Annotated in this window: 11 protein-coding genes; 3 read left to right on the forward strand and 8 right to left on the reverse strand. The window is 35.3% G+C overall.

Annotated features, from left to right (window positions below; translation table 11 throughout):
* Positions 1–124: 124 nt before the first annotated feature.
* The 3 genes from VB796_RS15970 to recA form a co-directional block, all read right to left on the reverse strand.
* The gene (locus tag VB796_RS15970) at positions 125–283 is read right to left on the reverse strand and encodes a hypothetical protein (protein WP_323347568.1); all 159 of its coding nucleotides are present in this window, start codon (positions 281–283) and stop codon (positions 125–127) included.
* Positions 280–816 carry a hypothetical protein gene (locus VB796_RS15975; RefSeq protein WP_323347569.1) on the reverse strand — a complete coding sequence of 179 codons (537 nt, stop codon included), beginning with the start codon at positions 814–816 and terminating at the stop codon, positions 280–282. Before VB796_RS15975 ends, VB796_RS15970 begins: the two co-directional genes overlap by 4 nt.
* A 92-nt stretch (positions 817–908) precedes the next feature.
* Positions 909–1985 (reverse strand): recombinase RecA, encoded by a 1077-nt coding sequence (gene recA / locus VB796_RS15980; RefSeq protein ID WP_323347570.1) that lies wholly within the window; start codon positions 1983–1985, stop codon positions 909–911.
* Between the two features lie 33 nt (positions 1986–2018).
* Here recA and VB796_RS15985 point away from each other — a divergent pair, with 33 nt between their 5' ends.
* On the forward strand, positions 2019–3179 hold the full coding sequence (locus VB796_RS15985; protein WP_323347571.1) for a hypothetical protein: 1161 nt from the start codon (positions 2019–2021) through the stop codon (positions 3177–3179).
* A gap of 268 nt (positions 3180–3447) precedes the next feature.
* Here VB796_RS15985 and VB796_RS15990 read toward each other — a convergent pair whose 3' ends face one another.
* The gene (locus VB796_RS15990; protein WP_323347572.1) at positions 3448–5070 is read right to left on the reverse strand and encodes an NADP-dependent glyceraldehyde-3-phosphate dehydrogenase; all 1623 of its coding nucleotides are present in this window, start codon (positions 5068–5070) and stop codon (positions 3448–3450) included.
* A gap of 300 nt (positions 5071–5370) precedes the next feature.
* Here VB796_RS15990 and apaG point away from each other — a divergent pair, with 300 nt between their 5' ends.
* Both apaG and VB796_RS16000 read left to right on the forward strand, forming a co-directional pair.
* A complete protein-coding gene (apaG, locus tag VB796_RS15995; RefSeq protein ID WP_323347573.1) occupies positions 5371–5757 on the forward strand; it encodes a Co2+/Mg2+ efflux protein ApaG in 387 nt (128 codons plus the stop codon).
* Positions 5758–5928: 171 nt separating this feature from the next.
* Positions 5929–6699 (forward strand): class I SAM-dependent methyltransferase, encoded by a 771-nt coding sequence (locus tag VB796_RS16000; protein WP_323347574.1) that lies wholly within the window; start codon positions 5929–5931, stop codon positions 6697–6699.
* Positions 6700–6818: 119 nt separating this feature from the next.
* Here VB796_RS16000 and VB796_RS16005 read toward each other — a convergent pair whose 3' ends face one another.
* From VB796_RS16005 to VB796_RS16020, 4 genes are all read right to left on the reverse strand, one after another.
* Entirely contained in the window at positions 6819–7262 is a 444-nt protein-coding gene (locus VB796_RS16005) for a DUF4920 domain-containing protein (RefSeq protein ID WP_323347575.1), read from the reverse strand.
* A 41-nt stretch (positions 7263–7303) separates the two neighbouring features.
* A complete protein-coding gene (locus VB796_RS16010) occupies positions 7304–10783 on the reverse strand; it encodes a gliding motility-associated C-terminal domain-containing protein (RefSeq protein WP_323347576.1) in 3480 nt (1159 codons plus the stop codon).
* A 134-nt stretch (positions 10784–10917) separates the two neighbouring features.
* Positions 10918–13041, reverse strand: a complete 2124-nt coding sequence (gene scpA / locus VB796_RS16015; RefSeq protein ID WP_323347577.1) for a methylmalonyl-CoA mutase — start codon at positions 13039–13041, stop codon at positions 10918–10920.
* Positions 13042–13059: 18 nt separating this feature from the next.
* On the reverse strand, positions 13060–14454 hold the full coding sequence (locus tag VB796_RS16020; protein ID WP_323347578.1) for a methylmalonyl-CoA mutase family protein: 1395 nt from the start codon (positions 14452–14454) through the stop codon (positions 13060–13062).
* Positions 14455–14530 lie beyond the last annotated feature (76 nt).

Consider the following 14530-nt stretch of genomic DNA (forward strand, 5'->3'; position numbering starts at 1 on the left):
TAAAACTGCCTACTTATAAGTTTGATGATTATGAATCTAAAAATACAAAAAAAAGGAGAAAACCTTTCGATTTTCTCCTTTTTTAGGATAATAAATTCGATTTAATATTCCAAATGACTTCGTTTTAAACAGAAGCTATTTGGCTAAACCCAACTTGGATATGTTTTCTTTTTTTTGATTTAATTTTTTTTATTATACTTCTAAATTCTATTAAATCAGCATCAGACCATTGTGATGAATGAATTTCTAAATCAATATTTATGTCTTCTTTAATAGTTTTCATATTTCAAATGTTTTAAAATAACGCTTTACTAATTTTTTTGCTGCTTCTGGTTCAATAAACATCTTTAATCCTTTAAAATGAGTAGCTCCAAGTGTTATTTTGTAATGGTCGATAATTGCCGATTTTGCGTCAAAAGCTACGAAACCTTCATATCCTTTTTCAAAAGAAATCTTGCAAGCGTAGGCTACTAAATTAGCAGGAACTCCTACGTAAACCTTATTTTGACCTTTGTTAAATTTAGCACTTTCAAGCAAATACATAAAAATGTGGTCATTCTTATCCTCAATACTTAAAAGTCCATGAATGATTTTGGGGTTTTGCGGAGTAATTAGTTTAAAAACCTGTTTTTCTGTTGTTTGTAATTCTTTCTTCCAATTAAATATCCATTCAGATTTCTTAATTTCTCGGTTATTATTTTCGAGGGTAACATTGACTATTTCAGTATCAAAAATTTCACCAGTTTGTGCATTTTCTATTGAGTTTGTTAGTTTATCTATTTCAAAATCAAGTATATAGGTGTCATCTTGTTTCATGTAGTAAAGATACAAATATTTAGTATTTTATCAAAAATGAAAAAGGAGAAAACCTTTCGATTTTCTCCTTTTAAAATAAAATAACTCAAAAATTATTCTGGCGTTCCGTCATCCTCGATATTGGGCTCAGTTGTGTCTAAAAGAGCATTTTCATCGTTTTTGATTTTGTCTTTAATTCTTTGTTCCAAAATATCTAATAATTCTTGGTTGTCTTTTAACATATCTTTTACCGCATCACGTCCTTGTCCAAGACGATTTGTTTCAAAACTAAACCATGAACCTGATTTTTTCACGATTTCCATATCAACCGCCAAATCCAAAACCTCACCTGCTTTAGAAATACCTTCGCCATACATAATGTCAAATTCAACGACTCTAAATGGAGGAGCGACTTTGTTTTTTACTACCTTCACACGAGTACGGTTTCCGATAACATTATCAGCATCTTTAATTTGACCAATACGACGAATATCCAAACGAACTGAAGCATAAAACTTCAAGGCATTACCACCCGTTGTTGTTTCTGGAGAACCGAACATTACACCGATTTTGTCACGTAATTGGTTAATAAAAATACAACAACATCCCGTTCTATTAATAACTCCCGTTAATTTACGTAAAGCCTGAGACATCAAACGAGCCTGTAAACCCATTTTAGAATCACCCATATCTCCTTCCAATTCCGCTTTCGGCACAAGAGCAGCTACTGAGTCAATCACACAAATATCAATAGCTCCCGAAGAAATCAATTGTTCCGCAATTTCTAAAGCCTGTTCACCATTATCTGGCTGTGCAATCAACAATTGACTTGTATCAATCCCTAATTTTTCTGCATAACCTTTGTCAAAAGCGTGTTCAGCATCGATAAATGCGGCTAAACCTCCTGCTTTTTGGGCTTCAGCAATACAGTGCATTGTAAGTGTAGTTTTACCAGAAGATTCTGGCCCATAAATTTCAACAACACGACCACGAGGAACTCCTCCAACTCCCAAAGCTAAGTCAAGACCCAATGAACCCGTTGAGATAACAGGAACGTCCATTACTTTGGTATCTGACAAACGCATTACCGTTCCTTTTCCGTAAGCTTTGTCTAATTTTTCAAGCGTAGTTTGTAATGCTTTTAATTTTTCATTAGCAGGGTTTACTGCTTCTGCTTGTTGCTTTGCCATGTTTATTTTTACAGTTTTCTAAATTTTCTAAGGGTGAATTTACTTAAATTTCAACAAATACAAGTATTTTGCCGTGAAATGTTAAATCGAAATATACAAATACCTTTTGTGTTGTTCTTCTTGATGTCTTTCGGAGTAAAGGCTCAATTGAATAACACTAAGTTGGAAACTTTCCAACATCTTGACTCAACAAAGTCTGGACAATTTTCTCTTCAATTTGAAAGTTTTAGTTTCTTAAAGAACAACGAATACTTCCTAAAAGTTGCAGATGGATACACGCTTTTTGGAAATCAATTTTCGCCTAAACTTATGTATCAACCTGCTCCTCATGTTCGTATTGAAGCGGGTGTTTACGCTTGGAAAGATTTTGGAAATTCAGCTTTTACGGCGGTTCAACCCATTTTTACGGTAAAAATTCAAAAGGATTCTTCTCAATTTTTATTCGGGAATTTAGAAGGACAATTAAATCACCAATTGATTGAGCCGATGTTAAATTTTGAACGAGTAATTCTCAACCGACAAGAGAACGGTTTACAATATACTCGACGTAAGCAAAAAGTCTTTTTTGATGCTTGGATTGACTGGCAAAAAATGATTTATAAAGGCTCTGATTTTCAAGAAGAAATCTTTGCGGGTTTTTCTTGGAATAAGAAATTGATAAATCGACCAAATTTTAGTTTTTCAATTCCTTGGCAAATTACTTTTCAGCATCGAGGAGGACAAAATACGAAGGATACGGCTCAGGTAATTACCAATATCAATACCGCCATTGGAATTGATGCGGAATGGCGTTTTAAAGGTTTTCTGCAAAAACTCAAGACGCAAAACTATTGGGTAGGCTATCGTCAAACCGCTAATTATCATCCTTTTTTCCCAGATGGTTCTGGTATTTACTTAAACCTCACCGCCGAAACCAAACTGATAAATTTAATGGTCAGTTATTGGAATTCTTCGGGTTATTTATCGGATGCAGGAGGCGATTTGTATCAATCTGTTGGACGAACCTACAACTATGGAAATGTGATAGAAAAGAACCGTAATTTGTTGATTTTTAGGATAATGAAAGATTGGAAAATGATGGATAATCTTTGGCTAACATTCAGATTTGAGCCCTATTTTGATTTGAATAATCATGCCTTTGAACATTCAGAAGGATTGTTTTTGACCTACCGACAGGCATTTCACCTTCGGTAGAGACGTTGCCTGCAACGTCTTCGCTCATGCAAAAGTATAACCATTGTGAAGTTACTGTTTATCATTATCTATCTCTCCACAAACAACTCCAGTTGGTCAGACAGGTAAACAAAAAGAGTTATTTATCTCTCCAAAAACAACTCCAATTTGTCAGACAGATAAACAAAAAAAAGAGACGTTGCAGGTAAACAAAAAAAAGAGACGTTGCAGGTAAACAAAAAAAGAGACGTTGCAGGCAACGTCTCTACTGATGTAAATTTGAAAAACCTTAAAATATAAACTTCGTTGAAAGGAAGTTAGATTCATGGTTTTCAACAATTTGATTGATAATCGCTTTGTTTTCGGCCGTGTCTTTCGTGGCTACTACCGTTCTGATTGAGAATGAACGTAATGCTGCCGTAACCGAAAGCGTTCCTTCTGCCGAATCTTTACGACCTGTGAACGGGAATGAATCTGGTCCACGTTGACATTGTGAATTAATATTTACTCTTGACACTTGATTCACGGCAACGTCCATCAATTTAGTGATTTGAGAAATATCTTTACCAAAAATAGACACTTGTTGTCCATGCGACGATTCAAGTAAATAATCAATTGGTTGCTGAATATTTGAGAACGGAACCACTGGAACTACTGGTCCAAATTGCTCTTCGTGCCAAATTTTCATTTCTTTCGTCACTGGATAAAGCAATGCTGGATAAACAAACGATTTTACCGTTTCGCCACCGTTTTCATTGATAACACTTGCTCCGTGAACTTTTGCATCGTCAATCAATTCTTTCAAATATGCAGGTTTGTTTGGTTCTGGAAGTGGAGTGATATTTACACCTTTATCCCACATTAAACCTAACTTCAATTTACCAATTTCTTCCGCCATTCTTGCATTGAATTGGTCAACTAAAGATTTATGCACCCACATGATTTTCAAAGCCGTACATCTCTGTCCGTTGAAAGATAATGAACCTAACATACATTCTTTAACGGCTAATTCTAAATCTGCACTTTGTGTAACGATTGCGGCATTTTTAGCGTCAAGACCCAAAATAGCACGTAAACGGTTTACTTTCGGGTGAAGTTTTTTCAATTGGTCAGCTACTTTTGAAGAACCAATCAAAGTTAAAACGTCAATTTTACCCGATTCCATCATTTGAGGAATTACCGAATTTCCACGACCATAAACCGTGTTGATTACACCCGCAGGGAATGAAGTACGGAAGGCTTCCAATAATGGATAGTGTAATAAAGTACCGTGTTTTGGTGGTTTGAAACACACCACGTTACCCATAATCAAAGCAGGAATCAAAGTAGTGAAAGTTTCATTCAATGGATAATTGAAAGGTCCCATACACAACACAACCCCAAGCGGCGAACGACGAACTTGTCCGATAATTCCTTCCTCAATCATAAATCTTGATGAAGTACGGTCAATGTCTTTCAACGCTCCGATGGTATCGTAAATATATTGAACAGTACGGTCAAATTCTTTTTGAGAATCACCCAAAGATTTACCAATTTCCCACATCAAAAGTTTTACAACTTCGTCACGTTTGGTAATCATTTTTTGTGTGAATTTCTCTACTGCTTCAATTCTTTTTGAAACAGACATTGAAGGCCATTCTCCACGACCAAAATCGTATGCTTTCACCGCTGATTCCAAAACTTCCATCGCATCAGAAGGTTCAGTAATCGGGTATGAACCAATACGTTTTTGTTCTAAACCATTTTCAGTTTTTACGTAAATTGGTGACCACACATCTTGGGTTTTACCAGCCCAAGGTCTCATTTCTCCATTTACTAAATATTCACGTTGTTCAATGGGTTCTGTTAAATTATATTCCGTAGGAATTTGCTCTTCGGTAGGGAATAATTTTTCTATCTCGTTTACAGTCATTTTATTAATTATTATTGTGAATGATTGAGGTTTTATTTCACGACAAAGTTCAATGGAAAGAGATTTTAGTTGGATATTTTAAAGAATTTTATTTTTATAGTTCAAATAATTATTTATATATTTATATTTTAGATTTATTTGTTAGCTAATTTTAAAATGAAAGACTTTCTTTATAAAAGCAAATTTGAAGTATTCCTTACCGAATAAAAACCAAAATTTTTCGCAAGAAATTGATTTTGTATCAGTTATCACGTAAATTTCGATAAATAAATTATTAAGGTTTAAATACCCAATTTAATTATGGTTTCATCCATCACTAATGGCGTAAAAATAAGCGTTCAGACTGAGTTTCAACCTGAATATTCAAATCCGTTTCAGGCTCATTTTGTCTTTTCTTATCATGTAAGAATTCAAAATGAGAGTGATTTTACTGTGAAACTTTTGCGTAGGCATTGGTATATTTATGATGCAAATGGACAAATTCGTGAGGTTGAAGGTGAGGGTGTTGTAGGGCAACAACCAACTTTAGAACCTGGTCAAAGCTACGAATATACTTCTGGGTGTAATCTCAATACGTCTATTGGTAAAATGGCAGGAACGTACCAAATGGAAAGAATTTTCGATGGAAAACACTTTAATGTAATTATTCCAGACTTTAATTTGATAGCTCCATTTAGGATGAATTAGATTAGTGGGTATTGGTTACTGAAAATTAATTAGTTATTGGTTGATTCAATTAGGTAATTTTTGAAAAACATCTGACAACTCCAGCAGTATCTTAAATTGCTAATTAGCTCTTTACCAGTTCCCTAATTCCCAATAACTAATCACCACAAACTTAAACGCATAAAACACTTAATGATAAAATATTTCGTCAAGTTTCTGCTTTCTTCAAAAAACGAACACTCACTTCATTCTCCATTTGTATTTGAACTCTATACAAAAGTTATTTCAGCCAAAACGAAGAATCCGATTTTTATAGAAATTGAAAATCTGAGAAAAAAACTTCTTAGAAATAAAACGGTTATTGAAATTACTGATTTTGGTGCAGGTTCAAGAATCTATAAAACCAATCAGCGAGAAATTAGACAAATTGCTAAAAATGCAGAGAAGAAACCTAAATTTGGAAAATTGATTTTTAGACTTATTCAGTGGTTTAAGCCGTCTGTTATTTTTGATTTAGGGACTTCATTAGGAATGACAACTATTTATGAATCAAAGGCTTGTGAGAATGCACAGATTATAACATTTGAAGGTTGTCCTGCCACCGCAGCGATTGCTCAAAAGAATTTTGAAGCATCAAATTGTCAAAATATATCCTTAATTATTGGGAATATAGATGAAACATTGCCTAAAGTAATTAATCAAATTGAACAATTAGATTTTGCTTTTTTTGATGCTAATCATCGCTATCATCCAACGGTAAATTATTTTGAAATATGTTTGCAGAAAGCAACGGAAGAAAGTGTTTTTGTATTTGATGACATCCATTGGTCAGACGAAATGAATGAGGCTTGGCAGTATATCAAAAATCATTCACAAGTGATGGTTTCGATAGATTTGTTTTTTGTTGGATTGGTCTTTTTTAGAAAAAATCAACCAAAGCAGGATTTTGTACTTCGATTTTGATTTTTTGTACGACAGGTTTCCAACCTGTTGACATTTACTTATCAATAAGATTTGTAGGACGGGTTTCTAACCTGTCATTAAGGTTCATTAGACAGGTTAGAAACCCGTCCTACAAAAAATTACTTCACAATAACCCCAGTAGCCACAAAACCAATGGCTTTTTCTGGTTCGGTGATTTTTGCAATTTCTTCTTTGCTTTTTCCTCCATCTTCAGCGTAGTGTTTCAACATCGCTATTGAAGTCGTTTTTACTTTGGCAATTCCTTCAAACACCACTGTTTTCCCTGCAATGTCCTTCGGTACAAAGAAACCATAATCTTTGAAAGTTACACGCATGGTTTTGCCGTCGGTAGTTTTTACTTTCATCCAGCAACCTGCGGCTTTGCAAACAGATTCTACAACGCCTGTTACTTTTGCATGCATTTCTTCTTTAGTTGCCAATTTTGATTCTAATTCTGTGGCAGGAATTGCTCCGCTTTCAGTGATTTGTTCACCGTGAATACTTTGTGATTTTGCAATGAATGTTGCTGTAACGAGCATTGCACTTAATAGTAATTTTCTCATAATCAGTCTGTTGTAATTTTGACAAATTTAAAAAATAAAAATTATAAAACCTCAATCCAACCTTTGCATTCTGCTCCTTTTTCAGTTTTGAGATAATAGTAATATGTACCAACTGGAATGTCTTTCCCCCAGTCATTTTTATAGGTAGTCGTTTTGAGCATTGATTGTCCCCAACGATTAGTAATTTCAAGCGATTGTAATTTTACGCCTACTACAAAAAAATCATTTTTGCCGTCGCCATTGGGAGAAATAACGTTTGGAGGTGTAGCAGGATTTTCAACTTCTACTTTTTGAGTATCAATCATCATACAATTTCCTTTGAATGATTTTAAAGTGATGTTGTATGTACCAGCTTCATTATAGGAAAATGCTTTTGGTGTTTGTGTTGTCAAACTATCGCCTTGTCCAGTTAACCAAACAAATCTTGTGGCATTTTTAGTGTTATTTTGGAGCTGAACCATTGTCGGTTTGCCACAGTCTTCTGTCAATTGAAACGTAAAATCAGGCTTAAAAGTCTCATCAATTCCAATATTTATGGTTCTTTGAGCCTTGCATCCTGTTGCCTCGTCTATGATGTTTATCGTAAAACTACTGGCTTTTGAGATAGTTACGTTTGGATTTGCGATGGTTGAATCACTTAAAAGGACATTGCTCTTCCATGCGTATTTCGTCCCTCCCGAAGCGAATAACTGTATGGTACTATTTCGACAAACAGAGGTGTCCTTTGAAACTTTGATAGGTGCTTCTGCTAATTTAACTTGTACCGTTTTTGTGGTTTTACATCCAAACTGATTTGTAATTTCTACGGAATAAGTTGTTGAATTAGAAATGGTTACAATTGGATTTGGAATATTAGTAGCATTTAAACCTGTGGTTGGCGACCACACATATTTTGTGCCACCTTCGGCTAAAAGTTGAGCTGTTTTTCCTGCACAATCACTTACGGTTTCGGGGCTTAATTTGAAATCAGAAGGTAATACTTTAATGATTTTCTTGACGGTTTCTTCTTTTTTGCAAGAAAGTAAATTTATTCCTTTTAAGGTCACTGTATAAATTCCAGCTTTTGTAAAAGTAAATTCTTCAGTATTTGCCGTTGAGTTTTTCTCACCGCCAATGTTCCAACTAATTGTTTTGGCTCCTTCGCTGGTATCTTGAAAATTTATTTTGAATGGTATACAACCCACTAAAGTATCTGCTGAACTGCTCGGAGATTTTTTTGTGCCATCCACTGCATCGAAACTGACCTTTAGGTTATCAATGTCAAATTTGAAAGCTGCATTATTGCAGTTTTCGGCAGGGTTTGTTTTTGACCAAGCGTTTGGTGTTGTTGTAAAACTTGAAGGCGTTCCTGTACGATTACAAGAACAGGCTGAATGATAAATAAATCCTTGTTTGTCAAACCGACAAGTTCCGCCATCTACATGGTCGCCTGCTGCATTTGGAGCAGAATTGTCTCCACCAAAAAAGGTTGCATAAAGTAAGGATTTTGAGTTTTTTTCTAATAAAGCAATGTAGAAATTATTTCCATCAGTTGTACTTCTGAAGGCATCAGGAGTGACAGGCATTCCTTTGGTATTTACTTTTGGGGCATTTAAAATGTTGTCATTGACTTTTCCGCCCCAACCCGATAAATAAATATTACCACATTCGTTGACTAAAAAGGCAGTAGGCACAATATCTGGAGAGCCTTTGCCTGTTCCGATGGTCGTTGAGAAATTGGTTTTTGCTAAGTTTTTATCAATTGAATGAATAAATTGACCACTTTTAGGATTAGAATAAGCTGCATTTATAATTGGATAATTGCCGTAAGTTAGTCCATAAACATAAACATTTTCTTCTTGGTCAATATCCATTAATTGAGCTAAATCTAAATTTGATGTTCCTAAATACGTTCCTGTATAAGCCGTTGGAGTATAGCTTTGAGAAATATCTCTCGTAAATTTCATGATAAAAGCATCAACATCTCCATTCGTTTTTGTTTGTAATGTTTGGCTAAAAGGTAAATCATTACTCGTGGTAGCACCGCAAGCGTAAATTGTTCCTGTTTTGCCAACTTTTAATGAAAAGGCTGCATCATAATCATTTCCACCAACAACACTACTCCAAAGCATGGTTGATAAATCTGGATTTAGATTACAAATAACAGCGTCACTTACGCCACTTCTTTTAACATTTGGTAAACCTCCAACAATTGGAAAATTCTGAGAATCTGTAACTGAAGCGACATAAACATTGTCTTTTTCATCCGTCACAATTTCTCCTCTAAATTCGTCGCCATAATTTAGGGTATATAAATTAAGTCCATCACTACCCGAACCTCCAATGTATGTTGAAGCTAATAATTGAGAACCATCACTACTTAATTTTGCCACGAAAATATCACTACCTTGAGTAAATCGTTGTGACGTTGTTGGTACGATGACCGCTCCACCATTGAAAGTTTGGTCGTAAGCGTTGGCAGTAGTAGGAAAATTAGGCGAAGAAGTAGTGCCAAAAATCAATAATTCACCCTTTGAGTTGACAATTAAACTATGCGGAATATCTGCATTGACACCCCCTAAATAAGAAGCATAAAGTAACCTACTGCCGTCAGCACTAAATTTTAGAATGGCGACATCCCAATAACCTCCATTTTTAACTTGAAACGCTCCAGTAGTAGCTGGAAATGCCGTATTTGGAGCTGAAAGTGTTGAGCCTCCTGCATATAAATTGCCACTGGCATCATACGTGGCGGTATGTCCCCAATTGTCGGCGGTTGAACCAGAATAAGTTGAGAAAATTAATTTAGGGTCAATGGTTAGTGTTTTGTTATGGTCGTAATTGTCTGGAAATGAGAATGAAACAGTATTTTTGTTGATTTTGAAATTACTTTTAACCTCCGAAAAACTTTGTCTTGCCTTAGCATTAATAATGTGTTCAGAGAAAGAATAAGGCTTCATTTCAATGATATTTGCCAATGAAGTTTTGATGTTCAAATTGCCATTTTCTAAAACAATTTCATCGGCACCTTCATAACGCATTTTAATCTGTTCTGTTGAAATATTAGGAGCAACGACAAACTCGTATTTCAAGGCATTTTCTGTGGTGTAAAGTCTTAAATCAATACCTTTATAGATATTTTTTAGCCAAATTTCTCCGAAAGATTTTACGTTAGTTGCCCAATTTTTAGGTTCGTTTCCGTAGAAGTAATTTTGAGTTTCGGCAATAGAATTATTCGTAGAAATAGTGAAATCAGGATTAGCACCGTCAAAAATTACATCCAAACCATGAGCTTTGAGTGGAAGATTTTGTACGTTGTTTTTATCGCCATGTTTTAAGGTATAAATTGACTCATTGTCCACAAAAATATAGTGTAATCCATTTGTTTTTACCTGTAAAAAGCCTCCAGGTATTTGTGCAACAAATTTGATTTCCTTATCCCATTGTCCTTTATTCTCAGTAAAACGAACCGCAGGAACTTCGGCAAAAGCCATAAGATTTAAAGAAAGAAAACATAACGTCAGTGTAAAGAATTTATTCATTTCGCTTCAATTTAATCGGTCAAATGAGTTTTAAATGCTTGTAAAAAAGAAATTGCCAACTTTATGTAAAGTTGGCAATTTTGAAGGGTTAATTATAAAACTAAACACGATTTATTTTGACTTTCAATAGAATTTTATTCCATCAAATCCTTTAAAATCTTTTGAGCCGCAATTGAAATCACCGTTCCAGGTCCAAAAACGCCAGAAACGCCCGCATCGTATAGATACTGATAATCTTGGGCAGGAATAACGCCTCCCGCAATCACCATAATATCTTCACGTCCTTGTCTTTTGAGCTCTTCAATTAATTGAGGGACAAGGGTTTTGTGTCCTGCCGCCAAACTTGATGCTCCCACTACGTGAACGTCGTTTTCAACGGCTTGTTTTGCCACTTCTTCGGGCGTTTGGAATAGGGGAGTGATATCCACATCAAAGCCTAAATCTGCAAAACTGGTGGCGATAACTTTCGCTCCACGGTCGTGTCCGTCTTGTCCCATTTTGGCAACCATAATTCTTGGTCTGCGACCTTCCTGTTTCGCAAACTCATCTGCCATTTCTCTGGCAATTCTAAAATTCTCGTCGTCTGTCACTTCTGCTGAATAAACACCTGATATTGAACGGATTATTGCTTTATGTCTGCCATAAACTTTTTCTAAAGCGAATGAAATTTCTCCTAATGTGGCTCTTAAACGTGCCGCTTCAACTGCTAAAACTAATAAATTGCCTTCGCCAGTTTCGGCTGATTTAGTAATCTTGGCTAAAATTTCAGCAACTGCTTCTGAATCTCTTTCTGCTTTGATATGGTCTAATCTTTCAATTTGGGAAATTCTAACGGCTTGGTTATCAACGTCTCTGACTTCTATTTCGGTTTCAACTTCTAATTTGAATTTGTTTACGCCTACAATTATGTCTTTCCCAGAGTCAATTCTTGCTTGTTTTCGGGCTGCGGCTTCTTCAATTCTCATTTTGGGCAAACCTGTTTCAATTGCCTTTGCCATTCCACCCAATTCTTCTACTTCCTCAATCAATGTCCAAGCCTTTTTAGCAAGTTCCATCGTTAAATATTCTACGTAATACGAACCGCCCCAAGGGTCAATTGCTTTCGTGATTCCTGTTTCGTGCTGTAAATATAATTGCGTATTTCGAGCAATGCGAGCTGAAAAATCAGTTGGTAAAGCAATGGCTTCATCCAATGAATTGGTATGTAAACTTTGTGTATGTCCCAAAGCGGCAGCCATCGCTTCAATGGTGGTTCTCGCAACGTTATTAAAAGGGTCTTGTTCGGTTAACGACCAACCCGAAGTTTGGCAGTGAGTTCTGAGCATCAAGGATTTATCACTTTTCGGATTAAATTCTTTCACAATTTTTGCCCATAACATTCTACCTGCCCGCATTTTGGCAATTTCCATAAAATGATTCATGCCAATTGCCCAGAAAAATGAAAGTCTTGGGGCAAAATTATCAATGTCCAAACCTGCATTTACACCCGTGCGGAGGTATTCAAGTCCGTCTGCCAAAGTGTACGCTAACTCAATATCAGCCGTTGCCCCTGCTTCTTGCATGTGGTAGCCAGAAATGGAAATGGAATTGAATTTAGGCATTTTTTGAGCGGTGTATGCAAAAATATCGGCAATAATTCGCATCGAAGGCAATGGCGGATAAATGTAGGTATTTCGCACCATAAATTCCTTCAAAATGTCATTCTGAATTGTTCCAGATAGCTTTTCTGGAGAAACGCCTTGTTCTTCGGCTGCGACAATATAAAATGCCATGATGGGTAAAACGGCTCCGTTCATGGTCATCGAAACCGACATTTCATCCAATGGAATTTGGTCGAATAATATCTTCATATCTTCCACCGAATCAATGGCAACACCTGCTTTTCCTACATCGCCCGTAACTCTTGGGTGGTCAGAATCGTATCCTCGATGCGTTGCCAAATCAAAAGCAACGGATAGTCCTTTTTGTCCTCCTGCTAAATTTTTACGATAAAAATTATTTGATTCTTCAGCCGTAGAAAAGCCTGCATATTGACGAACTGTCCAAGGGTTTTGAACATACATGGTTGAATATGGCCCTCGAAGATAGGGGGGAAGACCCGCCGCAAATTTCAGGTGTTCGGCATCGGCTAAATCAGCTTCTGTAAAATAGTTTTTGACGGGAATTCCTTCCGCTGAACGCCAAGGTTTTGTTGGGGGAGTTTCCTGTGAAATTTTATTCTGATTTTGTAAATCAATATTGGATAAATTGGGTTTCATAATTTTAAGAGAAAATGGTTATTTTTCAAAGATTTCAGAAAGTCTGCGGTTGGGTAAAAGTTCAACACTTCCGTCGGTTGGTTCTTTGATAATTGACTCTTTTTGCTCAAAAGGTTTTTCGTCGAACCTGAATTTATTTACACCCACCATTACCGACTGATTTTCGGTTAAGGAATCTTGTAAATACTCAAAATTTTTCTTAATACTATTTTGAATACTATTTTTCTGAAATGCTGCGATGATACCACCTTCATTTTCAACTGTCTTTAAAATATTGAAAGCTTCTTCGGCTAATTGGAACGTTAAACTTTCTATAAAATAACTACCTGCTGAAGGGTCAACGACTTTATCAAAATAACTTTCTTCTTTCAAAATTGTGGAGATGTTACGGGCAATTCTACGACTAAAATCATCTGTTTCTTGATAACTTTCGTCATAAGCTCTTATACTTAAAGCATCACAACCGCCAATAATTGCTGACATAGCTTCGGTGGTTGCTCTCAACATATTGGTGTTGGGAGTGATGGATGAATTATAAAAGGAAGACGTTTCACAATGCAATGAAATACCCGATTTTTTTTCATCACTTAACCCATAACCTTCAGTCAAAATTTTCTTCCAAAGGAATTTCAACGCTCTTATTTTGGCAATTTCTCCAAAATAATTAGTTCCTACTGAGATGGAGAATTCTATTTTTTGTACAATTTCTTGTAAATCAATATTTTGCTCTGAAATTTTGTCAATAACCTCAATGGCAGATGCAAGTGTATAGGCTATTTCTTGTGCAATATTTGCCCCTGCATGATGGAAAGAATGGCTACTAATAATGAGGCTTTTGAAGTGAGGCTGATTTTGTACTTTTCTAAGAATTTCTGCTTGAATTTTCCAATCTTCGTCTGTCAGAATACCTTGAGTAAAGTATCTTTCGAGTATATCGTTTATTATTCCTCCTTTCCATAAATAAGGAGCAATGGTTTGTAACTCATTTACTAATTTTAAGCCGTTATTTTCGACTTTAAAAAAAAATGGTGTATCAGATAGTTTGATATTACTTAACAATTTCTTAATTTCAATCTCCGAAATCAACACGCCACTAAAATCAATCAGAAAGGAATTTGCTCCCGCCCCTAAATAATTGATAATCAATTGATTAGTTTCTTTTTCTGACTTGAACTTAATTATTTCCCGATTACTCCAAATTTTTGTAAAGCCTTGAAATTGAGATTGTTGTACAATTTTTAAAGGTAAATTTTTGATATTTTGGCTATCTGCATAGCTTGAAATCTTAATTTTTGTATCAATTTGCCAAGTAAGTGTTTTATCAAAATCTTTACCTTTCAAATCTTTGATAACTTGTAGTTTCCATTGCTCTTGAGAATGGTTTACAAAATGTTGGAAGAGTTGATTTTTCATAAAATTTCACGAAATTGTTTTTTAATTTTTCAAAGTTAATTAAAATTACGATTTTAGATTATTTTAAACAAAGAAT

It is taken from the genome of Arcicella sp. LKC2W, assembly GCF_034931005.1.
Lineage (GTDB): Bacteria > Bacteroidota > Bacteroidia > Cytophagales > Spirosomataceae > Arcicella.